General features: G+C 54.8%; 22 protein-coding genes and 1 pseudogene. 8 read left to right on the top strand and 15 right to left on the bottom strand.

What is annotated here, in order from left to right:
- Position 1 precedes the first annotated feature (1 nt).
- Genes ACHHZ6_RS10055 through acpT form a run of 5 tightly spaced genes read left to right on the top strand, consistent with a single transcriptional unit; the run spans position 2 to position 4,191 of the window.
- Positions 2-1,171 carry a beta-ketoacyl-[acyl-carrier-protein] synthase family protein gene (locus ACHHZ6_RS10055; protein WP_182272964.1) on the top strand — a complete coding sequence of 390 codons (1,170 nt, stop codon included), beginning with the start codon at positions 2-4 and terminating at the stop codon, positions 1,169-1,171.
- Positions 1,168-1,641: a 3-hydroxy-fatty acyl-ACP dehydratase gene (locus ACHHZ6_RS10050; protein ID WP_182272965.1), complete on the top strand. Its 474-nt coding sequence runs from the start codon at positions 1,168-1,170 to the stop codon at positions 1,639-1,641. Before ACHHZ6_RS10055 ends, ACHHZ6_RS10050 begins: the two co-directional genes overlap by 4 nt.
- Positions 1,638-2,369 (top strand): 3-ketoacyl-ACP reductase FabG2, encoded by a 732-nt coding sequence (locus tag ACHHZ6_RS10045; protein WP_182272966.1) that lies wholly within the window; start codon positions 1,638-1,640, stop codon positions 2,367-2,369. The genes ACHHZ6_RS10050 and ACHHZ6_RS10045 overlap by 4 nt, the downstream gene beginning before the upstream one ends.
- The gene (locus ACHHZ6_RS10040) at positions 2,366-3,595 is read left to right on the top strand and encodes a beta-ketoacyl-ACP synthase (protein ID WP_395122174.1); all 1,230 of its coding nucleotides are present in this window, start codon (positions 2,366-2,368) and stop codon (positions 3,593-3,595) included. The genes ACHHZ6_RS10045 and ACHHZ6_RS10040 overlap by 4 nt, the downstream gene beginning before the upstream one ends.
- A gap of 2 nt (positions 3,596-3,597) precedes the next feature.
- On the top strand, positions 3,598-4,191 hold the full coding sequence (acpT, locus tag ACHHZ6_RS10035) for a 4'-phosphopantetheinyl transferase AcpT (RefSeq protein ID WP_182272968.1): 594 nt from the start codon (positions 3,598-3,600) through the stop codon (positions 4,189-4,191).
- On the opposite strand, the gene arnF is transcribed toward acpT, so the two are convergent.
- The 9 genes and pseudogenes from arnF to ACHHZ6_RS09990 form a co-directional block, all read right to left on the bottom strand.
- Positions 4,160-4,552, bottom strand: a complete 393-nt coding sequence (gene arnF, locus ACHHZ6_RS10030) for a 4-amino-4-deoxy-L-arabinose-phosphoundecaprenol flippase subunit ArnF (RefSeq protein WP_182272969.1) — start codon at positions 4,550-4,552, stop codon at positions 4,160-4,162. The two genes, acpT and arnF, sit on opposite strands and share 32 nt — an antisense overlap.
- Complete coding sequence (gene arnE, locus ACHHZ6_RS10025) at positions 4,549-4,884, bottom strand: 4-amino-4-deoxy-L-arabinose-phosphoundecaprenol flippase subunit ArnE (RefSeq protein WP_182272970.1); 336 nt, start codon at positions 4,882-4,884, stop codon at positions 4,549-4,551. The genes arnF and arnE overlap by 4 nt, the downstream gene beginning before the upstream one ends.
- Positions 4,884-6,542 (bottom strand): lipid IV(A) 4-amino-4-deoxy-L-arabinosyltransferase, encoded by a 1,659-nt coding sequence (gene arnT / locus ACHHZ6_RS10020; protein WP_182272971.1) that lies wholly within the window; start codon positions 6,540-6,542, stop codon positions 4,884-4,886. The genes arnE and arnT overlap by 1 nt, the downstream gene beginning before the upstream one ends.
- The gene (gene arnD, locus ACHHZ6_RS10015; RefSeq protein WP_182272972.1) at positions 6,539-7,441 is read right to left on the bottom strand and encodes a 4-deoxy-4-formamido-L-arabinose-phosphoundecaprenol deformylase; all 903 of its coding nucleotides are present in this window, start codon (positions 7,439-7,441) and stop codon (positions 6,539-6,541) included. The genes arnT and arnD overlap by 4 nt, the downstream gene beginning before the upstream one ends.
- Complete coding sequence (gene arnA, locus ACHHZ6_RS10010) at positions 7,438-9,420, bottom strand: bifunctional UDP-4-amino-4-deoxy-L-arabinose formyltransferase/UDP-glucuronic acid oxidase ArnA (protein WP_182272973.1); 1,983 nt, start codon at positions 9,418-9,420, stop codon at positions 7,438-7,440. Before arnA ends, arnD begins: the two co-directional genes overlap by 4 nt.
- Positions 9,417-10,400: an undecaprenyl-phosphate 4-deoxy-4-formamido-L-arabinose transferase gene (arnC, locus tag ACHHZ6_RS10005; protein ID WP_182274588.1), complete on the bottom strand. Its 984-nt coding sequence runs from the start codon at positions 10,398-10,400 to the stop codon at positions 9,417-9,419. The genes arnA and arnC overlap by 4 nt, the downstream gene beginning before the upstream one ends.
- 1 nt (position 10,401) lies before the next feature.
- The gene (arnB, locus tag ACHHZ6_RS10000) at positions 10,402-11,541 is read right to left on the bottom strand and encodes a UDP-4-amino-4-deoxy-L-arabinose aminotransferase (protein ID WP_182272974.1); all 1,140 of its coding nucleotides are present in this window, start codon (positions 11,539-11,541) and stop codon (positions 10,402-10,404) included.
- Between the two features lie 422 nt (positions 11,542-11,963).
- Positions 11,964-12,095, bottom strand: a pseudogene (locus ACHHZ6_RS09995) (phenolic acid decarboxylase); the annotation flags it as partial.
- Positions 12,095-12,622: an NlpC/P60 family protein gene (locus ACHHZ6_RS09990; protein WP_182919079.1), complete on the bottom strand. Its 528-nt coding sequence runs from the start codon at positions 12,620-12,622 to the stop codon at positions 12,095-12,097. The pseudogene ACHHZ6_RS09995 and the gene ACHHZ6_RS09990, both read right to left, overlap by 1 nt.
- A gap of 237 nt (positions 12,623-12,859) precedes the next feature.
- Here ACHHZ6_RS09990 and ACHHZ6_RS09985 point away from each other — a divergent pair, with 237 nt between their 5' ends.
- Positions 12,860-13,522 carry an HAD family hydrolase gene (locus ACHHZ6_RS09985; RefSeq protein ID WP_182272976.1) on the top strand — a complete coding sequence of 221 codons (663 nt, stop codon included), beginning with the start codon at positions 12,860-12,862 and terminating at the stop codon, positions 13,520-13,522.
- Between the two features lie 47 nt (positions 13,523-13,569).
- Here the strand turns inward: ACHHZ6_RS09985 and ACHHZ6_RS09980 are convergent, their stop codons facing one another.
- The 3 genes from ACHHZ6_RS09980 to ACHHZ6_RS09970 all read right to left on the bottom strand — a co-directional run bounded on the left by ACHHZ6_RS09980 (position 13,570) and on the right by ACHHZ6_RS09970 (position 16,480).
- Positions 13,570-14,595, bottom strand: a complete 1,026-nt coding sequence (locus ACHHZ6_RS09980) for a TerC/Alx family metal homeostasis membrane protein (RefSeq protein WP_182272977.1) — start codon at positions 14,593-14,595, stop codon at positions 13,570-13,572.
- 167 nt (positions 14,596-14,762) lie between these two features.
- Entirely contained in the window at positions 14,763-15,161 is a 399-nt protein-coding gene (locus ACHHZ6_RS09975) for a potassium channel family protein (RefSeq protein ID WP_182272978.1), read from the bottom strand.
- A gap of 125 nt (positions 15,162-15,286) precedes the next feature.
- Positions 15,287-16,480 (bottom strand): NAD(P)/FAD-dependent oxidoreductase, encoded by a 1,194-nt coding sequence (locus ACHHZ6_RS09970; protein ID WP_196390588.1) that lies wholly within the window; start codon positions 16,478-16,480, stop codon positions 15,287-15,289.
- Positions 16,481-16,709: 229 nt separating this feature from the next.
- Between ACHHZ6_RS09970 and pitA the strand changes: the two genes are divergently transcribed.
- Positions 16,710-18,209 carry an inorganic phosphate transporter PitA gene (pitA, locus tag ACHHZ6_RS09965; RefSeq protein ID WP_182919081.1) on the top strand — a complete coding sequence of 500 codons (1,500 nt, stop codon included), beginning with the start codon at positions 16,710-16,712 and terminating at the stop codon, positions 18,207-18,209.
- A gap of 56 nt (positions 18,210-18,265) precedes the next feature.
- On the opposite strand, the gene uspB is transcribed toward pitA, so the two are convergent.
- Positions 18,266-18,601: a universal stress protein UspB gene (gene uspB / locus ACHHZ6_RS09960; RefSeq protein ID WP_003861224.1), complete on the bottom strand. Its 336-nt coding sequence runs from the start codon at positions 18,599-18,601 to the stop codon at positions 18,266-18,268.
- A 282-nt stretch (positions 18,602-18,883) separates the two neighbouring features.
- Here uspB and uspA point away from each other — a divergent pair, with 282 nt between their 5' ends.
- Complete coding sequence (uspA, locus tag ACHHZ6_RS09955) at positions 18,884-19,321, top strand: universal stress protein UspA (RefSeq protein WP_003861223.1); 438 nt, start codon at positions 18,884-18,886, stop codon at positions 19,319-19,321.
- An 80-nt stretch (positions 19,322-19,401) separates the two neighbouring features.
- Here the strand turns inward: uspA and rsmJ are convergent, their stop codons facing one another.
- Positions 19,402-20,154 carry a 16S rRNA (guanine(1516)-N(2))-methyltransferase RsmJ gene (gene rsmJ, locus ACHHZ6_RS09950; protein ID WP_395122172.1) on the bottom strand — a complete coding sequence of 251 codons (753 nt, stop codon included), beginning with the start codon at positions 20,152-20,154 and terminating at the stop codon, positions 19,402-19,404.
- A 7-nt stretch (positions 20,155-20,161) separates the two neighbouring features.
- Positions 20,162-22,204 carry an oligopeptidase A gene (gene prlC, locus ACHHZ6_RS09945; protein WP_395122171.1) on the bottom strand — a complete coding sequence of 681 codons (2,043 nt, stop codon included), beginning with the start codon at positions 22,202-22,204 and terminating at the stop codon, positions 20,162-20,164.
- Positions 22,205-22,342 lie beyond the last annotated feature (138 nt).

The following is a 22,342-nucleotide window of genomic DNA, read 5'->3' as shown; positions in this document are numbered from 1 at the left end:
GATGATCTACATTTCCGCTGTTGGCATGGTCAACGCGCTGGGCAACTCGCTGGATGAGATTGCCGCTAACCTGACGGCGGGCATCGCTCCGGGTATGCACTGCCGAACGGGCTGGCTGCAGGATCAACCCGAGGCCGTCCTGGGTGGCGTGGAAGGTGAACTGCCGCCCATCCCGGAAGCCTTGTCCGCACACCGTACCCGCAATAACCAGTTATTACTGGCCGCACTGGCGCAAATTCAGTCCACCGTTGATGAGGCGATCACCCGCGTTGGCCGTGACCGCGTGGCGGTTGTGCTTGGCACCAGTACCTCCGGGCTGGATGAAGGTGATGTGCATGTGCGTCGCAGCCTCAACGGTGAAGCCAGCAGCCAATGGCAGTATCCACAACAGGAGCTGGGCGATCCGTCCCGCTTCCTGGCCAACTGGCTGCAGCTGGAAGGCCCGGCATATACCATCTCGACAGCCTGCTCTTCCAGCGCCCGGGCGATCATCAGCGGTCGTCGCCTGATCGACGCCGGACTGGTTGATATCGCCATTGTTGGCGGCGCAGACACGCTTAGCCGAATGCCAGTGAACGGTTTTAACAGCCTCGAATCACTTTCCCCTACGCTCTGCGAGCCATTTGGCCGTGACCGTCGGGGTATCACCATTGGTGAAGCCGCAGCGTTAATGGTGCTGACCCGAGAGCCTGCGGAAGTGGCACTGCTGGGGACAGGGGAATCAAGCGATGCTTACCATATTTCCGCCCCGCACCCGCAAGGCCAGGGAGCCATTCACGCCATTACCCAGGCGCTGAACGAAGCGGGCCTACACGCTGGTGATATCGGCTATATCAACCTGCATGGCACCGCCACGCCACTCAACGACCAAATTGAATCGCAGGTGGTACACGATCTCTTTGGGGAAAACGTGCCCTGCAGTTCCACCAAACATCTTACCGGCCACACGCTGGGGGCTGCCGGTATCACAGAAGCAGCGCTGAGCTGGCTTATCCTGACGCACAATCTGCCGTTACCGCCACAGGATTTCACCCGCTATGCGCCGGACGACACGCTGCCACCGTGCGGAGTGTTGCACAGGAGCATCGCCCTGAAAAAACCGGTCATTTTGTCTAACTCATTCGCATTTGGCGGTAACAACGCCAGCATCCTGCTGGGGAGAGTGTCATGAGCTACTTACCACCTGTTACCTATCTGCCACACGATGCGCCGATGCTGTTGCTGGAGTCCGTTGAACGTGTCACTGACGACACCGCCGTGTGCCGCGTAGCGGTCAACAGGCAAAGCGTACTGGCACCGTTTCTGAATGCGGAGGGTGACCTGCCGGGCTGGTATGCGCTCGAACTCATGGCGCAGACCGTTGGCGTTTGGTCTGGCTGGCATCGTCAGCAGCAAGGACAGGATCATATTGCTCTGGGTATGGTGCTCGGTGCGCGCGAGCTGGTGTGCGCCAGCGGTTATTTTACTGCGGGGGCGACGCTGGAGATCACCGTCAAACTGCTGATGCAGGACGAGCGTTTCGGCAGTTTCGAATGCGCCATTACTGCCGGTGATAAGGTACTGGCCACCGGCCGCGTAAACACTTTCCAGCCGAGTGCAGAAGAATTAACATCGCTTTTTAATCAGGGATTAAACGCATGAGTCGTTCCGTACTGGTCACCGGGGCCAGCAAAGGCATTGGTCGTGCCATCGCCCGCCAGCTTGCCGCTGACGGGTTCACCGTAGGTGTGCATTACCATCGTGACGCCACAGGCGCGCAGGAGACACTGGATGCCATCACCCTGGCTGGCGGCAAGGGTCGTTTACTCTCCTTCGATGTGGGTAACCGCGAGCAATGTCGTGAGGTGATTGAGCAGAACATCGACACCCACGGGGCATGGTATGGCGTGGTCAGTAACGCCGGGATCACACGTGACGGCGCGTTTCCAGCGCTCAGCGAAGACGACTGGGATAGCGTGATCCACACTAACCTCGACAGTTTTTATAATGTCATTCACCCTTGCATTATGCCGATGATCGGCACCCGTCAGGGGGGGCGTATTATCACCTTATCGTCGGTGTCCGGCGTAATGGGCAACCGTGGCCAGGTGAACTACAGCGCGGCAAAAGCGGGCATCATCGGAGCCACCAAAGCACTGGCAATTGAGCTGGCTAAACGAAAAATCACGGTGAACTGCATTGCGCCCGGGCTAATTAATACCGGGATGATCGAGATGGAAGAAGCCGCACTAAAAGAAGCGATGTCCATCATCCCAATGAAACGTATGGGCCAGGCCGAGGAAGTCGCAGGGCTGGCCAGTTATCTGATGTCAGATATTGCGGGCTACGTCACCCGCCAGGTCATTTCCATTAACGGAGGAATGCTATGACGCGTCGCGTGGTGATTACAGGGATGGGTGGGGTCACTGCCTTTGGCGAAAACTGGCAATCCGTTTCCAGCAGACTGCTGGCGTATGAAAATGCGGTACGCACCATGCCAGAGTGGCAGATTTATGATGGCCTGCACACCCTACTGGGCGCGCCGATTGATGATTTTACCCTACCGGAACACTATACCCGCAAGCGTATCCGTGCCATGGGTCGCGTGTCGTTGATGTCGACCCGCGCCACTGAGTTAGCTCTGGAACAAGCGGGCTTGATTGGCGAAGCCGTGCTCACTAACGGCCAAACCGGTATCGCCTATGGTTCTTCCACTGGCAGTACCGGGCCGGTCAGCGAGTTTGCGACCATGCTCACCGAAAGGCACACCAATAACATCACCGGCACCACCTACGTGCAGATGATGCCACACACCACCGCCGTGAATACGGGCCTGTTCTTTGGCCTGCGTGGTCGTGTTATCCCGACATCAAGCGCCTGTACGTCCGGCAGTCAGGCGATTGGCTACGCCTGGGAAGCGATTCGTCATGGTTATCAAACCGTCATGGTCGCCGGCGGAGCGGAAGAACTTTGCCCTTCTGAAGCGGCGGTTTTCGATACCCTGTTTGCCACCAGCCAGCGCAACGATACGCCTAAAACCACGCCGTCACCATTTGATACTCAGCGCGATGGTCTGGTGATTGGCGAAGGCGCAAGTACCCTCGTTCTGGAAGAGCTGGAGCACGCCAAAGCGCGCGGTGCCACTATTTATGGCGAGATTGTGGGTTTCGCCACTAACTGCGATGCGGCCCATATCACCCAGCCACAGCGCGAAACAATGCAGATTTGCATGGAGCAATCACTGGCGATGGCCGGTTTAAGCGCGCTGGACATGGGGTACATTTCTGCCCACGGTACCGCGACCGATCGCGGTGACATCGCCGAGAGTCTGGCCACCGCCGCGATTTACGGCGACAACGTACCTATCTCATCGCTGAAGAGCTATTTTGGCCACACGCTGGGGGCCTGTGGGGCAATGGAAGCCTGGCTAAGCCTGCAGATGATGCGTGAAGGCTGGTTTATCCCGACACTCAATTTAAGACAACCAGATGAGCAATGTGGCGCTTTAGATTATATTATGGGGGAAGCCCGTCAGATTGATTGCGAGTATCTGCAAAGCAATAACTTCGCATTCGGCGGAATCAATACCTCGATAATCATCAAACGCTGGGCGTAACTATGTACCAGTTTGTACTGGGAAAAATCTCCACCCTTTGCGCGGACCCGCTGGCGTCAACGCTCGCAGACATGGCACCTCAGGGTGCGCGAAATGCCTCCTGGCTGGCGGGCAGGACGCTGCTCGCCAGAACATTATCCCCTTCCCCACTACCCGAAATCGTCTACGGTGAGCAGGGGAAACCGGCCTTCGTGGACGCACACCCGCTCTGGTTTAATTTGAGCCATAGTGGTGACGATATTGCGTTGCTGCTGAGCGATGAAGGTGAAGTGGGCTGCGATATTGAAGTGATACGCCCGCGTGAAAACTGGCAGGCGCTGGCGAATGCCGTCTTCAGTGTGGCGGAACATGCAGAACTGGAGCGCGAGGATCCGGAGGCTAAGCTCTCTGCTTTCTGGGGGATCTGGACGCGTAAAGAGGCGATTGTGAAACAGCGAGGTGGTAGTGCCTGGCAGATTGTCAGTATCGACAGCACCTCTCAGGCACATTCGGTCAGTCAGTTACAGTTTGGTTCGTTGAGCCTTGCCGTCTGCACGGCGACCCCTTATACCCTTACTGCCGGGTCTATTTTTCACCACGGCATGTCTGAGGCATAAAAATCACCAGCACACCCAGAATAATAAATCCGACGCCCATCAGACCTTGCCAGGAGAATTGTTCCTCCCTGCCGGGCAGTAAGATTGCCGCTCCCCACACCAGAATATAGCTGAGGCTCAGCAGGGCATACGCTTTGCTGAGCGCCATGCGATGCAGGGCCAGATACCAGCAGCCCATCGACGCCACATAACCCATCAGCCCCAGCATCAGCGCGCCCGTACCAGATGAGAAATGCCAGAGGGCAGAGATAAACGCGAAAATATCACTGACAGGCGGCAGCGCCAGCATGGCATGACGCAGTAAAAGCTGCGCCGCACTGACTAACACCACGCTGCATAAGGCCCAGAACGCACCTTTCACAGGCTTCCTCCCAGTAAAACAATCCCGACAATAATGAACCCGACGCCCAGCCAGTGATTCATAGCCACCTTTTCATGCCAGAATACCTTCGCCGCCAGCGTTACCCAGACAAAATTAAGGCTCAGCATGGGGTAGGCAATCCCGACAGGAAGACGCTGCAACACCACCAGCCAGACCAGCATACCCGTGCCCAGCGCCAGCAGAGCCAGCCCAATCCACAGCATGATATGCAGGCCACGCCGCCCGGCTTTCGCCGGACGGGTTGCTTGTTTCTGGCAAAGTTGTCCTGCGCAGCTTAACAGGCTTGCCAGTATCAGCCAGAACCAGGTCATCACTGTGGCAGATACTGCAGGTAGGCCAGACGGCCCTGAATGTACAGACTGTCCGGTTTTGGCAGGTTAACCCGCTTGAGGTCGTCATTTTTCGACATCAGGATCACCAGCGAGATTTTCCCCTTCTGACGATGCTCCGCCAGCCATTGTGCGAAATCCTCACGACCCACAAAACGATCTTTCACATCCGGGAAGTCCAGGCCGTATCGCAGTTCGCCACTCTGACCAAACAGAATGATGTCATTACGCTTCAGCTCCCACGCCAGTCCGGAAGCCACCCCGACGTTGTTGGCCAGGACGAAGGTGCTGTCCTGAAGCGGGTCACGCACGGTATCCACCAGCGACTGCGGCTGCTTTGAATCGACCACCAGGTTAGGGATGGCAAAGCCAATCAGCAATGCAATACCGGCAGGACACAGCGCCGCCAGCCACCAGCGCTGTTGGCTCTGTCTGAGGGTAAACCAGCCCACGACAGCCCAGATGAGGAAAGCCACCACCGCACAGAAGACCTTATACAGCTCGACAGACGTCCAGACCGGGTGCTTCGACAATCCCCACGGAGAAACCACCAGCGCCGCCAGCACGCCGATGACGCCAAACGCGAGGTTGATGCCACCGTTAATGCGTAACGCTTTGGCCCCTTTTTCCGCCGCGATGCAGGCATAGCGCGCCATCAGGATCGCCAGCGGGGCAAAGCACGGCAGGATATAGGTTGGCAGTTTGCCTTTGGCAATGCTGAAGAACAGCAGCGGCATCACCACCCATCCGAGCAGATAAAGCCCACCGCCTGCATTCAGCTGTCTTTCACTCCAGCCCAGACGCAGTGCGCCAGGCAGCAGTGCCAGCCACGGCAGGCTTCCTGCAATCAGGAATGGCAGGTAATACCAGAATGGAGCCTTGTGCTGCGCATCGCTCTGGGCAAAACGCTGAATATGTTCAACCCAGAAGAAGTAACGCCAGAAATCAGGTTCACGATGGGCAATCGCCAGCCCCCAGGGGAGGACGATTAGCACGCAGCTCAGGATCGCCAGCCCACCAAAAATCAGCACCTCTTTCCAGCGCTTCTGGGCAATCACCCACGGCAACACGCCAATCACCGGTACCGCCAGCGCCAGGAAGCCTTTGGTCATGACCCCCATGCCGCAGGCAAGCCCCAGCAGCACGTAGCCGCCCGCTTTTCCGGTAACCGTTTTTGCCTGCGAAGCCAGCCAGAAGCTGCACATCGCCGCCACCAGCCACAAGGTAATGATGGGATCCAGCACCGCATACGTGCCGATGCCATACACCAGGAACAGGGTTAAGAAGATAAGACCGGAGAAAAGCGCAACGCGCTTATCCCGCCAGAGATACCAGGCCATCCAGATCACCAGCAATACCGTTAACCCGGTCGAGAATATGACGCCCGCGCGCACGGCAAAGTTAGTGTGACCAAACAGCAGTTGCCCGATACTGTTAATCCAGTAGCCGGCAATAGGCTTTTCAAAATAACGCAGACCCAGAAAATGCGGTACAACCCAGTCTCCTGATGCCAACATTTCGCGGCTGATTTCCGCATAACGTGTTTCATCAGGTTGCCATAACAGGCGGATATCGACCGGAATGAGGTAGTAAACGATAAACAGTGCGAGAAGCGCTAAGCCATAACGGGCTGCTTTCATGGTACCGGACTCACGGTTTGTTGATAGCCAAGCCAGCCTTCCCGGCCAGCCATTTCATTACGCACAATTTTGCCACCAGGCAACGTGCTGAGATCGTCTGGCAGCATTTCGCTCAACGGGCAGAACTGAATGCCCTCCTGAGCGGCCATCGTCAACAGTGCATCGAAATCATGCTGATACGCGATCCCTTCCACTTCAGCGTGGATCGTATAGACCGGCGTACCGTTGTCGCGATGAATGCAGTCCAGAATATAGCGGTTAAACCCCTCGGCGCTCACCTCGCGCCCAACCACTTCATCCCAGGTGGGAAGCGTGACCGGGATTTGCACAGTACCCACCTTGTTTTCCCCTAACTGCGGTAAAAACGGGCCAGTACCGCGACAATCGCTATTGTAGCGAAACGCGAAGGGTTCTTTGGCTTTCACCACGCGCTGATCCGCACGCCATCCCGCGACGGCGGAACAACGCACAGGCTGGCAGATAATGGCTTCCAGCTCCATCACGCCGCGCTCGACTTCACGCGTCAGGCGCGAAATGTCCCAGACACCAGCCCAGGCTTGCCAGGCATGGTGATCCCAGGCATGTAAACCCACCTCATGACGCTGCGCTGCTTCGCGAATAATGTCTTCATTACCCGCGCCAATACGCCTGCCAGGCCATGCGGTTCCGGCCAGTAAAATATCCCAGCCGTACAGGGATGCTGCGCGCGAGCGCAGCATTTTGAACAGGAATGCCGGTTTAATCAGACGCCATAAATGGCGTCCCATGTTGTCAGGCCCTACGCTGAAGAAAATACTGGCCCGCACATCGTGTTTGCTCAGCAACTCCAGAAGTTTGGGTACGCCGTCACGCGTACCCCTGAAGGTGTCGACATCAATGCGTAAACCGACCTTCTTCATGATGTCTGTTCCGACAGCTCCACAGTGCGCAGGAAGAAGTCGAGCGTTTCATCAATGGTTTGTTCCATCTTAACGCCCGGTGCCCAGTTCAGGCAGCGCTTCGCATTGCGAATGCTTGGCTTACGGTGCTCAACATCCTGATAGCCTTTACCGTAGTAGCTGCTGCTTTCCACTTCACGGAAGCCCGCAAACGGTGGGAATTTATCGCGCAGTGGGTGGCGTTCAAAGCTTGCCAGCAGCATCTCAGCCAGTTCACGAATGCTCGCTTCGTTATCCGGGTTACCGATGTTGATGATTTCACCGTTGCAACGACCATCTTTGTTTTCGATGATGCGGAACAGCGCTTCAATACCGTCGCTGATATCGGTAAAGCAGCGTTTTTGTTTGCCGCCTTCGATAAGCTTGATCGGGGAACCTTCCACCAGGTTCAGGATCAGCTGGGTGATCGCACGGGAGCTGCCGATACGCGCTGCGTTCAGGTTATCCAGACGTGGACCCATCCAGTTAAACGGACGGAACAGAGTAAAGCGCAGGCCTTCTTTCTCGCCATATGCCCAAATCACGCGATCCAGCAGCTGTTTGGAGACGGAGTAAATCCAGCGCTGTTTGTTGATCGGCCCGACCACCAGGTTAGAGGTGTCTTCGTCGAAGTTTTTGTCGGTACACATGCCGTACACTTCAGAGGTGGACGGGAAGATGATGCGCTTATCGTATTTCACGCAGTCGCGGATAATCTTCAGGTTCTCTTCGAAGTCCAGCTCGAACACGCGCAGCGGGTTACGGGTATATTCAATTGGTGTGGCAATGGCAACCAGCGGCAGCACCACGTCACATTTTTTAATGTGATATTCAATCCATTCGGAATGGATGCTGATATCCCCTTCAACGAAGTGGAAGCGCGGGTTGTCCAGGAAGCGGCTGATGGCATCAGAGCCGATATCCAGGCCATAGATTTCGTAGTTATCGTCCTTCAGCAGACGCTCAGTCAGGTGGTTACCGATAAAGCCGTTCACACCGAGGATCAGCACGCGTGTGCGGCGTTTGATGGCAACAACCGGTGCGCTGGTGATCAGTGCCCCGGTGACCAGACCCAGAGACTGCGCCAGCTGTGTGCCCTGAACGTACAGGCCGTTGTCGGTTTGTCCGGTAACGATCTCCAGCGCCTGTTCGCCACAGCTCACAACCAGTGGAGAAACAGAGACAACCGTACCCGGTTTTGCCGCTGGAATGTCGTCACGCACGCGGGATTTCCAGACGATAAACTTGCTAACCCCGGCAAAGCTGTATGCGCCTGGCCACGGATCGGTAACGGCACGCACCAGGTTGTGCAGCTGGCGAGCAGGTTTGTTCCAGTCCAGACGACCATCTTCTGGCTTACGGCGGCCAAAGCAGCTTGCTTTGCTCTCATCCTGGGCGGTTTCGCTGAAAGAGCCATTCTGAATGGCTGGCAGCGCATCGCGCAGCAAGGTTTGCGCCGTCGCGCAGAGTTTGTGATGAAGTTGCAGCGCCGTTTCATCGGCATCGATAGCCACTTTATGCTGCGCCACGATAGCGCCCGCATCGGCACGATGCACCATGCGGTGCAGGGTTACACCGGTTTCGGTTTCACCGTTAACCAGCACCCAGTTCAGTGGTGCGCGGCCACGGTAAGCTGGCAGCAGAGAGCCGTGGAGGTTAAACGCACCTTTGGCAGCCACGTTTAAGATGTCGTCGCAGATCAGATTGCGGTAGTAGAAAGAGAAGATCACATCAGGAGAAAGCTTCTGAATGCGGTCAACCCACAGCGGGTGGTTCACATCGTCCGGGGCGTAAACCGGAATGCCGCGCTCTGCAGCAATGCGTGCCACGGAACCGAAGAAATTGTTTTCTCCCGCAACGTCCGGATGGGTAAAGATTGCAGCAATATCATAGCCCGCTTCCAGCAGGGCCAGTGTGCCCGTGCACCCCATATCGTGATAGGCAAATACAACAGCTTTCATGGGTGAATTTCCTCTTGAGACGCTTTGTGTTCCTGACGGACAACACGTTGAATAAAGTAGCGCGGACGTGCGCGAACATCGTTATAGATACGGCCGATGTATTCACCGAGTAAGCCCATACCAACAAACTGGGCACCGATGAACATGAACAGAACGGCAAACAGCATAAAGACCCCTTCCGCCGCCCACTGTGGGCCAAAGATCAGTCGCAGTGCAACCAACAGAACGGAAATCGCAAACCCGGCCACTGCGATGATGCTGCCGAAAACGCTCAGCAGACGCAGCGGCGTCGTGGTCAGGCAGGTGATCAGGTCATACATCAGGTTGATGAGACGCATAAAGCTGTACTTTGACTCCCCATGCTCACGCTCGGCATGCAGCACCGGGATTTCCGTCGCTTTACGGGCAAAGGTATTCGCCAGAATAGGGATAAACGTACTGCGTTCGTGGCAGTGCAGCATGGCATCCACAATGTGGCGACGATAGGCACGCAGCATGCAGCCGTAATCCCCCATCGCTTTACCGGTGGTGCGCTGGATCAGACGGTTGATAGTGCGAGAAGCCAGCTTGCGGAACAGGCTGTCCTGACGGTTTTGCCGCACCGTGCCCACCACGTCATAGCCTTCATCGGCTTTGGCGACCAGGCGCGGGATCTCTTCCGGTGGGTTTTGCAGATCGGCATCCAGGGTGATGATCAGATCGCCCGTCACGTGGCTGAACCCGGCCATAATCGCCGAGTGCTGGCCGTAGTTACGGTTAAGCAGTACGGCCACAATGTGGCTACCTTCAACCTGTGCGGCTTCGGTCAGCATCAGCGCGGAATTGTCGCTACTGCCGTCATCCACCAGCAGAATTTCGTAAGCTTTGCCCATCGTGTCACAGGCGGCCGTCGTGCGGCGGATCAGTTCGGGCAGGCTCTCCTGCTCGTTATAAACCGGGATCACCACGGAAACTTTTTGTACCGGCGGTGTACTGAACATATCAATTTCCTGCGAGCTGATGGAGTGCGGTAATGACACGGGTGGTGTCGTCATGAGTCATATCCGGGAAAAGAGGGAGAGAACAAATACGCGCGCTATTCCATTCAGAGTTCGGGAGCGATACATCCGGAAAACGCTCGCGGTAGTATTTTTGCGTGTGGGCGGCGCGGAAATGCAGGCCAGTACCAATGCCTTTCTCTTTCAGCGCAGCCATCAGGTTATCGCGTGAGATCCCACACCGGGCTTCATCAACACGAATGATAAAAAGATGCCAGGCGTGTACATGTGGCCAGGCCGGGATACTCAGTGGCTGGAACGGCGTATCTGCAAGTTCCAGCAGGTAGCGTTCGGCAATTTCCTGACGACGTTTGTTGGCATTCTTCAGTTTGCCTAACTGCACCAGTGCCAGAGCAGCGTTAATGTCCGCCAGGTTGTATTTGAAGCCAGGGGAGATAACCTCTGCCTGCGGCGCACGACCGTGCGTCTGGCGGTCATAGGCATCCACACCCAGTCCGTGGAATTTCAGGCTGCGGATCCGCTGCGCCAGTTGCGCATCATCCGTCACCACTAACCCGCCTTCGGCGCAGGTCATATTTTTAATGGCGTGGAAAGAGAAAATCGCGGTGCCTTGCCAGCCCACATGGTGGTCTTTGTAGTACGTTCCCGCTGCATGCGCTGCATCTTCAATGACGGGAATACCATGACGTTCACCGATAGCACGGATGGCGTCGATATCACACGGAGCCCCTGCATAATGAACAGGTATAATCGCTTTGGTACGCGGTGTGATGGCAGCTTCGACGGCTTCCGGAGTGACCATCAGCGTATCTCTGTCTACATCGATCATCACTGGCGTTGCGCCCAGCAGAACGATCATATTCAGCGTCGACACCCAGGTCAGGGATGGCGTGATCACTTCATCGCCAGGGCCAATGCCCATCGCCATCAGCGTGACATGCATCCCCGCGGTTGCAGAGCTGACGGCAATCGCATGATGATTTCCCGTAAGTTGACAGAATGCCTCTTCAAGCTCCTGATTTTTCGGCCCAGTGGTGATCCAGCCTGACATCAAAACGTCCTGAAGCGCCGCAATTTCCTCAGCGCCCATCGACGGTCGCGAAAAAGGCAGAAAATCACTCATTATTCATTTCCTTGCTGTATTAAAAGCATCATCTTTTACTGCGCTGTCGTCATGGGCAGCTCAATGGGATCTTGCAAGATGGTTATTAAATAAATACCAAATAGAATTTAGTCGCCGCTTCATTTATGTCAACAAACCATCAACTAAGGCAAAGTAGCGTCCTTTTCTTAGGAAAGAATTAAGACATGCTTGAAGTGTAATGAGGTTAACATGAGAGGAAGGATAAAAAATCATTTAGCAACACCAGGATAGGTCAAATCGCTATGTTTTGATTTTTTTGTGAATATGCTCACGGCAAATACGCTTACATTTCAATCCGTTTACGTGAAAAACCAGAAAAGTAAATGAATGCTCAACCAATATAAAAATCCCGAAGGTTTTTGACTAAAAGAAGTCACCCCGGGAATTTTTATTAATGTGAATTATCGCGTTTCGTTAAGATTAGCAGAAAAATTATCAGGCCGTTCACCGGCTGAGCAGGCGATAATGCTGTCATTGTTCGCACCGCAGCCGCGTACAAAAGTGATTGTCGTATATTCATCAATGAGTTCCGTCAGGCTGCACTGCCTGCCACCCGGCGAGCAGTAATATAACGCTCTTGCCAGTAGTTATCGGTCAGGGTTGAAACCGTTACCCCCTGGCTGCTCGACGCGTGAATAAACTGGCTGTCGCCAATATAGACGCCCACATGTTTACGGTTCGGGCCAGTCTGGAAGAACACCAGATCTCCGGCCTTCAGGCGGTATTGCGCCACCTGTACACCGCGGTGGATCTGTTCGCTCGTCGTGCGCGGCAAATCAAGATGTGCCGCATCGCTGAACAAATGCTGCATCAGCGCGGAGCAGTCCACACCGTGACGTGTAGTGCCCCCCCACTGGTAGTGAGTGCCTTTCCATTTCTGGTATTGATCCAGCAAACGCGAGCGAAGCGGGCCAGATCCCTGATGAACCAGCGCGGCCTTCGCTGGAGAGATCGCCAGGTCGCTGTTCATTGATAACATCGACACAGGCAGTTGAAAACTCAATGCAGAAAACGATGCAAAACTTAACGAAAGTACTGAAATAAGAAGTCTGAAGGTCATAACAAAAGAAACAGTGAGTGAATTTTTCCTTACCTGTGGAGGCCAATGTTCCCCCGAAATATCTTTCGATGTGGTTATAATATGGGCAGCTCATTTTTCACCCAATCTTTATCGAGACCAAAACTGGACTCATTCCGGGGTCGCAAGATTGATAAAAAAATGCACGTGATCGAAGGACTGTCGGGGTAAAACAGGTAAACTATTAAGCAGAATGTGTATTTCAGCTAAGACGTATTTATGACCAATATGATTGCCGACGAGGCAGTAGCGAAGTCCAACGTGCTCTCTGTCTTCGACTTTGATGGCACATTGACGCACCACGACAGCTTTATCCCTTTCCTGCGCTTTGCCTTTGGTAAACGTTACTTCGCGGGCCGACTGGTGCGCATGGCGTTACCGACGCTCCATTGTGTACGCCGCAAACTGACGCGCGATGAGCTGAAAGAAGTGCTGATTAAAACGTTCCTGACGGGCGTGGATGAACACTGGTTACGTCAGCAGGCTGAAGCGTTTTGCGAAAAATACTGGGATAAGCTGATGCGCCCTGCGGGCGTGCTGGCCGTTGCAGCGGAGGTTAATTCCGGTGCGGAAGTGACTATCTGTTCCGCTTCCCCGGCGCTGGTGCTCCAGCCGTGGGCCGATAAGCTTGGTATTAAGTTGATTGGGACACAGCTGGAAGTCAAAAACGGTAAGCTGACCGGGCGTATCACGGGTAACAACTGCCGCTGTGCTCAGAAGGTGGCCAGGCTGGAAAAGGTGTACGGCAATCTGAACGATTACCACCTGCGCGCCTGGGGGGATACCCGTGGCGACCACGAACTGCTGGCGGCCGCACAGGATCCACACTGGCGGCATTTCCACCCTCCGCGCAAGCGCAAGAATTCGCCGCTCAAGGGTTAATCCGGTGCGGTCTGCTGCCCTCTCCCACGGGGAGAGGGCAACTTACCTCAGGCCTCTTCCCTTCCCGGGAACATGACACTCGCAATAATTCCCAGTGCCAGCACGCCAAGTACCACAAACAGGCTTGCCGTGGCATCAATGCTGTAACCGTGATGCCAGAAGTGATCGGTCGCATTGAGTCCCAGCTTGAAGGCCACGAAGAACAACAGCGCCACCACCGCTTTCTCCAGATGCACCAGATACTGCTTCAGCGCTTCCAGCACGAAGTAGAGGGTTCGCAGGCCAAGAATGGCGAACATCATTGCACTATAGATAATGAGCGGTTCACGGCTGACGGCAATAATGGCCGGTACTGAGTCAAACGCAAACATCACGTCAGACAGTTCCACTACTGCCACACAGAGCAACAGCGGCGTTGCGTAGCGCTTCGCCTTCTTCATGCGCCCGACCATCACATCCTGGTTCTCTGGCTTTTCAAGCTCCGCATCAACCTCTTTCTGGGTCAGAATAAAGGCATGACTGCTGATTTTCGGCCAGACAGGATAGAAGCGCTTCACCAGCCGATAGGCCAGATGACCGGAGTAATCTTCAACTTCATCACTCTCTTCATTGCGTTTGAGCATCATCACGGCCGTCCAGCCAACGATCAGCGCGAAAACCACCTCAACGTAAGGGCCCAGGCTCAACAGACTGGTGCCAATGGCAACAAAGATACCGCGGAAGACAATCGCCCCCAGAACGCCCCAGTAGAGGACGCGGTGACGGTATTTATCCGGCACACCAAACCAGGCAAAAATCGCCATCATCACAAACAGGTTATCGACGGAGAGCACTTCCTCCAGCGCGTAACCGGTGAGGAACAGGCTTGCCATCTCTGCACCGTGGTGAACATACAGGAACCCGGCAAACGCCATTGCCATCGTGAACCAAAAAATGGACCACATCGCGGCGCTTTTCAGTGAGACAGGTTTGTCATGACGATGCATGAAGAGGTCGATAAACATCGCCCCAACGGCCATCACAACAAAGACAACAACGGTTTCAGTCGGGAAACCGAGATGAGCAGCTGACATACACAACCCTTTTGGAAGACAAAACACAACACCATGCAGACTGGCATACGCCAGTAATTGAAAAGGGCGGGCTGTTTATCAGCCTCTTCACCCTCAAATCCGCAGCCATATCGGCTGCGCAAGGAGATGTACTTTACCTTACTACCCGGGGGTAGCGCATCTGTCGTTTAGGTACTCATCCCACGTAAACGCTGAAGGACCCCGACCAGCACCGCCACAGACCATCCCACCATCAACGCTCCCACCAGCCCTTCCAGGCCACCAATAACCCGCCAGTGCAAGGGTAAGGTGACATCGCCATATCCTACCGTCGCGTAGCTCACCAGAGAAAAATAGAAGCTGGTGTTCCAGTCGTTAAATGCCTCAACCACAAAGTAAAACGCGGCGAAAAGCCCGGCTTCAAGAAGATGGGCGAAGATCATTGAAATGACAATGCCGACATTGCGTAATACAACGCGTATGGCAGAACCCACCTCCAGGTTGATGAATTTTAAAACACAAAACATCCACAGCGAATGGATAACCACGGTAAGGGTAAGCAAAATAGTGATGCTGAGTAATATCATGGGGAGTGCTCTGACCGGAAAAGAGGATTGCCCCGCGAACGCATCGGGGCATCTGAAATTGTTTCGCTGAGTCGAAGCTTAGTGGAACCGGGGGATAAAGTTGGTGCAATAATTGCTCAAGGTTATTATTTTTCTGCCAGCGCCTGCGCACACGCCCAGGCACTTGCCCATGCCCACTGGAAGTTATACCCACCGAGCCAGCCGGTGACGTCCATCACTTCACCAATGAAATAGAGACCTGGCACGTTGCGGGCCTCCATCGTGCGCGAAGAAAGCTCATGCGTGTCGACCCCGCCGAGCGTCACTTCTGCTGTGCGATAGCCTTCAGTACCGTTTGGCTGGACGCGCCAGTGGGTCAGCGTTTCGACCAGGCTCTGCTGTTCACGGCTATTGAGCTGTTTGAGCGAGACATCCGGGATCTGCCCCAAAACCTGCAAACACTCCACCAGCCGTTTCGGTAACTGCATCGCCAGGGTGTTTTTCAGGCTTTGATTCGGGTGTACGGTACGTTGTTCGTTGAGGAATGCATCCAGATCGCAATCGGGTAACAGGTTAACCGCAACAAACTCACCCGGCTGCCAGTAGCTTGAGATTTGCAGCACCGCAGGGCCAGAGAGGCCACGATGAGTGAAGAGAAGATTTTCACGGAACACCGTACCGTCTTCCGCGGTAATCACCGACGGAACCGAGACGCCAGAAAGCGTCTGGAGCTGTTCCAGAAGCGGTTTATGCAGCGTGAACGGCACCAGACCCGCGCGTGTTGGCAGTACCTTCAGACCAAACTGCTCAGCAATTTTGTAACCAAATGGCGAGGCACCCAGCCCAGGCATGGAAAGACCGCCACTGGCAATCACCAGGTTATCGGCGCTGACGCTTTCACCGTTCAGGTGCAGCGTGTAACCCTGATCGTCGCGGGTCACGTCCAGCACTTCCGTACGCAGACGCATTACCACACCGCCCTTTTCACACTCGGCCACCAGCATGTCGACAATCTGCTGCGCGGAGTCGTCACAAAACAGCTGACCCAGCGTCTTTTCATGCCATGCGATGCCGTGCTTACCCACCAGGTCGATAAAATCCCACTGGGTATAACGCGCCAGCGCAGATTTGCAAAAATGACGGTTTTGGCTCAAATAGGCCGCGGGTTCGACATAAAGGTTAGTGAAGTTGCAACGCCCGCCGCCCGACATCAGGATCTTGCGGCCCGGTTTTTTACCATTATCCAGCAACAGCACACGACGGCCCGCTTGCCCGGCCATCGCCGCACAAAACATACCCGCCGCACCGGCACCTATTACAACGGCATCAAACCTTTCCACGTCAAAACCCTCTTTGTTAGTTGCCGCGGATTGTAAAGTTTCCTCTGTGGTCGCACCAGCGTAAATAACCCGGATTTCAGTCATTTTATTGAAAAATAAAATATATTTCTTTACCTTCCCCTGACAAAGCCGAAGGAATATCAAAAAAAAGCTAGATTTCACTTTGCCCGTTACCCGTTTGTCCTGGATAATGCGCCGCGTTCATGTCCTCAAAATGGCGTAACGTCCTATGCTACATTTGTTTGCTGGCCTGGATTTACATACCGGGCTTTTACTCTTGCTTGCTCTGATTTTTGTATTGTTTTACGAAGCGATCAACGGCTTCCACGACACTGCAAACGCAGTTGCAACAGTTATTTACACTCGCGCAATGCGATCGCAAGTCGCGGTCGTTATGGCGGCGGTATTTAACTTTTTTGGTGTCCTCCTGGGCGGACTGAGCGTTGCTTATGCCATCGTGCATATGCTGCCAACGGATCTGCTACTTAACGTTAGTTCTGGCCATGGCCTTGCTATGGTGTTCTCAATGCTGCTTGCTGCAATTATCTGGAACCTCGGTACCTGGTATTTCGGCCTGCCTGCATCCAGTTCTCACACCCTCATCGGCGCGATTATCGGTATCGGGTTAACCAATGCCCTGATGACCGGTACATCGGTTGTTGATGCGTTAAACATCCCGAAAGTGTTGGGGATCTTTGCCTCACTCATCGTTTCCCCTATCGTGGGTCTGGTGGTTGCAGGTGGATTGATTTTCATTCTGCGTCGTTACTGGAGCAATACTAAAAAACGCTCCCGTATTCACCTGACGCCGGCTGAGCGTGAAAAGAAAGATGGCAAGAAAAAGCCACCTTTCTGGACACGGATTGCTCTGATCCTTTCCGCTATCGGCGTGTCGTTCTCACACGGCGCGAACGACGGTCAGAAAGGCATTGGTCTGGTCATGCTGGTGCTGATTGGTGTCGCTCCGGCGGGTTTCGTGGTCAACATGAATGCCTCCGGTTACGAAATCACCCGTACGCGTGATGCGGTGAACAACGTCGAAATTTACTTCCAGCAGCACCCTGAACTGCTGAAGAAAGCGACCGGCGTTGACCAGTTGATCCCGTCTCCTGACGCGGGCACAACGACCACACCGACGGAGTTCCACTGCCACCCGGCGAATGCAATTAACGCGCTGGAACGTGCGAAAGGCATACTGGGTGATATCGAAAGTTATGACAAACTTTCCGTTGAACAGCGCGGTCAGCTGCGTCGTATTATGCTTTGCATCTCTGATGTAACGGATAAAGTCGCGAAGCTGCCGGAAGTCAATGCAGACGACCAGCGACTGCTGAAGAAACTGAAAAGCGATATGCTCAATACCATTGAGTACGCGCCAATCTGGATCATCATGGCTGTCGCACTGGCACTGGGTATCGGTACGATGATTGGCTGGCGTCGTGTGGCGACCACCATCGGCGAGAAGATTGGTAAGAAAGGCATGACCTATGCGCAGGGTATGTCCGCGCAGATGACGGCGGCGGTCTCTATCGGTCTGGCGAGCTACACCGGTATGCCTGTTTCCACGACCCACGTACTCTCCTCTTCGGTAGCGGGTACGATGATTGTCGACGGCGGCGGTCTGCAGCGCAAAACCGTGACCAATATCCTGATGGCCTGGGTGTTTACCCTTCCGGCCTCCATCCTGCTGTCTGGCGGGTTGTACTGGATTGCACTGAAGCTGATTTAATCGGCTGAAGGCGACAAAAAAGCGGGTCAGGAAACTGACCCGCTTTTTTTTTGTGCTCAGTGCCAAATCATCAATGCAATCATACTGACCACGACCAGGCCACACAGCGCACTGGTCAGAATGAACTGACGACGCAAGCGCTCACAACGACGGATAAACTCTTCATCGTGATGGTCGCGGTAGCGCTGGTAATAGATATACCCCACCAGACGCATCTGTTTGCTGGGCTGTCCATGCGAGGTGAAGAAACCTCCACCGTCCACATACTGATAAAGCAACGGATCGCAACCACGAAGTACCACTAACAGCGCACGTAACGATGAGAAGTAGCGCGCCATATTCACTATGCAAACCACGCACAGTGCCCAAAACAATGCGACGGTGCTAATCATACATCCTCCCCGGCGTCCGCCCACGAAGCAAGGCTTCTGAGCTACCGCACCCAATGCCCTGACAGACAGTTCAGTGAAAGAATGACTCAAAAGTCGATCCGGTTCGCGTTTTAATATCCGAACGGCTCATTAAATAGTGTAGGAGATCCGTTAATTTTTTTGCCACAAGGTTAATCGTTATCAACACCAAAGCTTGAAAATTTTGTTTAACTGAGCCGTAATTAAGCATCAGACGACGGCTTTCCCTTTTAGTCATCGATAACTTAAGGAAGGAGTAACACTATGGCTTACAAACACATTCTCATCGCGGTAGACCTCTCCCCGGAGAGCAAAGTGCTGGTTGATAAAGCAGTATCCATGGCACGCCCATACAACGCGAAAGTTTCTCTTATTCACGTTGATGTGAATTACTCCGACCTCTATACCGGTCTGATCGATGTCAATCTTGGCGATATGCAAAAACGCATCTCCGAAGAGACACACCACGCACTGAGCGAGTTGTCCACCAACGCAGGCTACCCCATCACCGAAACCTTAAGCGGCAGCGGTGACCTGGGCCAGGTACTGGTTGATGCGATTAAGAAGTACGATATGGATCTGGTGGTTTGCGGTCATCATCAGGACTTCTGGAGCAAACTGATGTCCTCAGCGCGTCAGCTGATCAACACCGTTCACGTAGATATGCTGATTGTTCCACTGCGTGACGAAGAAGACGAGTAAGTCAAACGTGCCCTCTCCCCAGGGAGAGGGCACGTTTGAAGACGTAGGCCGGGTAAGGCGAAGCCGCCACCCGGCTTTTTTTATTCCGGCGTACCGGAATAAATATCAAACCGGTGTCCTTTGGTCACCACCGCATTCGTCGTGGCGACGTCAGCCAGCGGTGGCGCATAGTCAGGGCGTTTCACGACGACCCGTTTTGTTGCTAACCGGCAGGCAGGCTCCAGCAAACCATCCGCGTCCAAATCCGGCCCCACCAGCGACTGAAACACACGCATCTCTTTCTTCACCAGCGCGCTTTTCTGCTTATGCGGGAACATCGGGTCAAGGTAGACCACCTGCGGGCGCGGGGTGATATCCGTCAGCGCCGTCAGGCTGGAGGCGTGGATCAACTGTAAACGCTCCTGTAGCCAGGAGCCGATTTCCGGGTCAGCGTAGCCACGCGTCAGCCCATCGTCGAGCAGCGCCGCGACCACCGGATTGCGCTCCAGCATCCGCACGCGGCAGCCCACCGACGCCAGCACAAACGCATCACGCCCCAGTCCCGCCGTCGCATCGACCACGTCCGGCAGATAGCTCCCCTTGATACCAACCGCTTTAGCGACCGCTTCGCCGCGGCCACCGCCGAATTTGCGCCGGTGCGCCATTGCCCCGCCAACAAAATCGACAAAAATCCCGCCAAGCTTCGGTTCATCGCGTTTACGTAATTCCAGATGCCCCGGTGTCATCACCAGCGCCATCAGGTTTTCTTCATCATGTTCCAGTCCCCAGCGGGTGGCCAGAACAGATAAGGCACCGTCTCCGGTGCCTGTTTCATCGACTAAGCAGATCTTCACGTAGCAATTAGCCTTTAATTCCGTAATGCTCCAGCATCGCGTCCAGCTGTGGCTCACGGCCGCGGAAGCGTTTGAACAGCACCATAGGCTCTTCGGAACCACCGCGAGTCAGGATGTTGTCGAGGAACGACTGACCGGTTTCGCGGTTGAAAATCCCCTCTTCTTCGAAGCGAGAGAAGGCATCCGCCGCCAGTACGTCGGCCCACAGGTAGCTGTAATAACCTGCCGCGTAGCCACCTGCGAAGATATGGCTGAACGCGTGCGGGAAACGGCCCCAGGTTGGTCCTGGAATAACGGCAACCTGCTTTTTAATCTCAGCCAGGGTTTCGAGGATTTTCGCCCCCTGCTCCGGGCTAAACTCGGCATGCAGACGGAAGTCGAACAGGCCGAACTCCAGTTGACGCAGGATGAACATCGCCGCCTGGTAGTTTTTCGCCTCCAGCATTTTCTCCAGCAGTTCTTTCGGCAGCGGTTCGCCCGTTTCAAAGTGACCGGAGATAAACGCCAGCGCGTCCGGCTCCCAGCACCAGTTTTCCATAAACTGGCTTGGCAGCTCGACCGCATCCCACGGTACACCGCTGATACCCGCCACGCCTGCGGTTTCGATACGGGTCAGCATATGGTGCAGACCGTGACCGAACTCGTGGAACAGGGTGATCACTTCATCGTGGGTGAACAGTGCAGGTTTGCCATTCACCGGGCGGTTGAAGTTACAGGTCAGGTAAGCAACCGGCTTTTGCAATGAACCGTCGGCTTTACGCATCTGGCCGACACAGTCATCCATCCACGCTCCGCCGCGCTTGTTCTCACGCGCATAAAGATCCAGATAGAAGCTGCCGCGCAGCTCGTTTTTCTCGTCATATAACTCGAAGAAACGCACATCCGGATGCCAGACGTCGATATCAGTACGCTCTTTAGCCGTGATGCCGTAGATACGTTTCACGACTTCAAACAGGCCGTTAACGGCTTTGTTTTCCGGGAAGTACGGGCGCAGCTGCTCGTCGCTGATGCTGTAAAGGTGTTGTTTCTGTTTTTCGCTGTAGTACGCGATATCCCACGGCTGCAGCTCATCCACACCGCACTCCGCTTTCGCGAAGGCACGCAGCTGGGCCAGCTCTTTTTCACCCTGCGGACGGGCACGTTTGGCAAGGTCGGTTAAGAAATCGAGCACCTGTTGTGGGTTCTCGGCCATTTTGGTGGCGAGGGATTTGAAGGCATAGCTTTCAAAGCCCAGCAGTTGTGCCAGCTCGTGACGCAGCGCGAGGATTTCTGCCATCACCGGGCTGTTGTCCCATTTGCCCGCATTCGGCCCCTGATCTGACGCACGCGTGCTGTAGGCGCGGTACATCTCTTCGCGAAGCGCCTGGTTGTCGCAGTAGGTCATCACCGGCAGATAGCTTGGGATATCCAGGGTCAGCAGGAAACCTTCCTGCTCTTTGGCCTCGGCCTGGGCTTTCGCCGCCGCCAGCGCACTTTCCGGCATACCGGCCAGCTCAGCTTCGTTGGTAATCAGTTTCGTCCAGCCCATCGTGGCATCCAGCACGTTGTTGCTGTACTGGTTGCCCAGCTCAGACAGGCGCGCCGCGATTTCACCGTAGCGGACCTGCTTCTCTTTTGGCAGGCCAATCCCGGACAGCTCAAAATCACGCAGGGCATTATCAACTGATTTTTTCTGCGCAGTATTCAGCGATGCATAGTGATCGCCATCGCGCAGGTCGCGGTAAGCTTTGTATAACCCTTCGTGTTGACCGACCCAGGTGCTGTACTCAGAGAGCAGCGGCAGAGTTTGTTCGTAGGCTTCGCGCAGTTCCGGGCTATTTTTCACCGAATTCAGGTGGCTCACCGGGGAGAAAATACGCCCCAGCACATCATCCACTTCTGCCAGCGGCTGACACAGATTTTCCCAGGTGTACGGAGCCCCCTGCTCCACCACGCTTTCTACCGCCGCACGACAGCTGGCCAGCGATTGCGTCACGGCCGGGACAACATGTTCAGGAAGGATTTTAGAAAACGGCGGCAACGAAAAAGGCGTCAGTAATGGATTGGTCATAAACGCAGTCCTGTTGAATAAGATGAATGAAGCGCGCATCCGGCGCTGGGCATATTGATTCTAGAATGGGGTTAAGTGTAGTGAATTTCAATGCTAAGCGTGGCGGAAATGCGCCCGGTGGCGCTGCGCTTACCGGGC

It is taken from the genome of Enterobacter cloacae complex sp. 2024EL-00214, from assembly GCF_043945575.1.
In the GTDB taxonomy this organism is placed as follows: domain Bacteria; phylum Pseudomonadota; class Gammaproteobacteria; order Enterobacterales; family Enterobacteriaceae; genus Enterobacter; species Enterobacter cloacae_P.
Note: the sequence above shows the minus strand (reverse complement) of the source record. Positions and strands in the feature narration are given on the sequence as shown.

Coding starts and splice junctions, on each gene's coding strand:
- ACHHZ6_RS10055 (WP_182272964.1), top strand. CDS start 2: ATGATCTACATTTCCGCTGTTGGCATGGTCAACGCGCTGGGCAACTCG.
- ACHHZ6_RS10050 (WP_182272965.1), top strand. CDS start 1,168: ATGAGCTACTTACCACCTGTTACCTATCTGCCACACGATGCGCCGATG.
- ACHHZ6_RS10045 (WP_182272966.1), top strand. CDS start 1,638: ATGAGTCGTTCCGTACTGGTCACCGGGGCCAGCAAAGGCATTGGTCGT.
- ACHHZ6_RS10040 (WP_395122174.1), top strand. CDS start 2,366: ATGACGCGTCGCGTGGTGATTACAGGGATGGGTGGGGTCACTGCCTTT.
- acpT (WP_182272968.1), top strand. CDS start 3,598: ATGTACCAGTTTGTACTGGGAAAAATCTCCACCCTTTGCGCGGACCCG.
- arnE (WP_182272970.1), bottom strand. CDS start 4,884: ATGACCTGGTTCTGGCTGATACTGGCAAGCCTGTTAAGCTGCGCAGGA.
- arnT (WP_182272971.1), bottom strand. CDS start 6,542: ATGAAAGCAGCCCGTTATGGCTTAGCGCTTCTCGCACTGTTTATCGTT.
- arnD (WP_182272972.1), bottom strand. CDS start 7,441: ATGAAGAAGGTCGGTTTACGCATTGATGTCGACACCTTCAGGGGTACG.
- arnA (WP_182272973.1), bottom strand. CDS start 9,420: ATGAAAGCTGTTGTATTTGCCTATCACGATATGGGGTGCACGGGCACA.
- arnC (WP_182274588.1), bottom strand. CDS start 10,400: ATGTTCAGTACACCGCCGGTACAAAAAGTTTCCGTGGTGATCCCGGTT.
- arnB (WP_182272974.1), bottom strand. CDS start 11,541: ATGAGTGATTTTCTGCCTTTTTCGCGACCGTCGATGGGCGCTGAGGAA.
- ACHHZ6_RS09990 (WP_182919079.1), bottom strand. CDS start 12,622: ATGACCTTCAGACTTCTTATTTCAGTACTTTCGTTAAGTTTTGCATCG.
- ACHHZ6_RS09985 (WP_182272976.1), top strand. CDS start 12,860: ATGACCAATATGATTGCCGACGAGGCAGTAGCGAAGTCCAACGTGCTC.
- ACHHZ6_RS09980 (WP_182272977.1), bottom strand. CDS start 14,595: ATGTCAGCTGCTCATCTCGGTTTCCCGACTGAAACCGTTGTTGTCTTT.
- ACHHZ6_RS09975 (WP_182272978.1), bottom strand. CDS start 15,161: ATGATATTACTCAGCATCACTATTTTGCTTACCCTTACCGTGGTTATC.
- pitA (WP_182919081.1), top strand. CDS start 16,710: ATGCTACATTTGTTTGCTGGCCTGGATTTACATACCGGGCTTTTACTC.
- uspB (WP_003861224.1), bottom strand. CDS start 18,601: ATGATTAGCACCGTCGCATTGTTTTGGGCACTGTGCGTGGTTTGCATA.
- uspA (WP_003861223.1), top strand. CDS start 18,884: ATGGCTTACAAACACATTCTCATCGCGGTAGACCTCTCCCCGGAGAGC.
- prlC (WP_395122171.1), bottom strand. CDS start 22,204: ATGACCAATCCATTACTGACGCCTTTTTCGTTGCCGCCGTTTTCTAAA.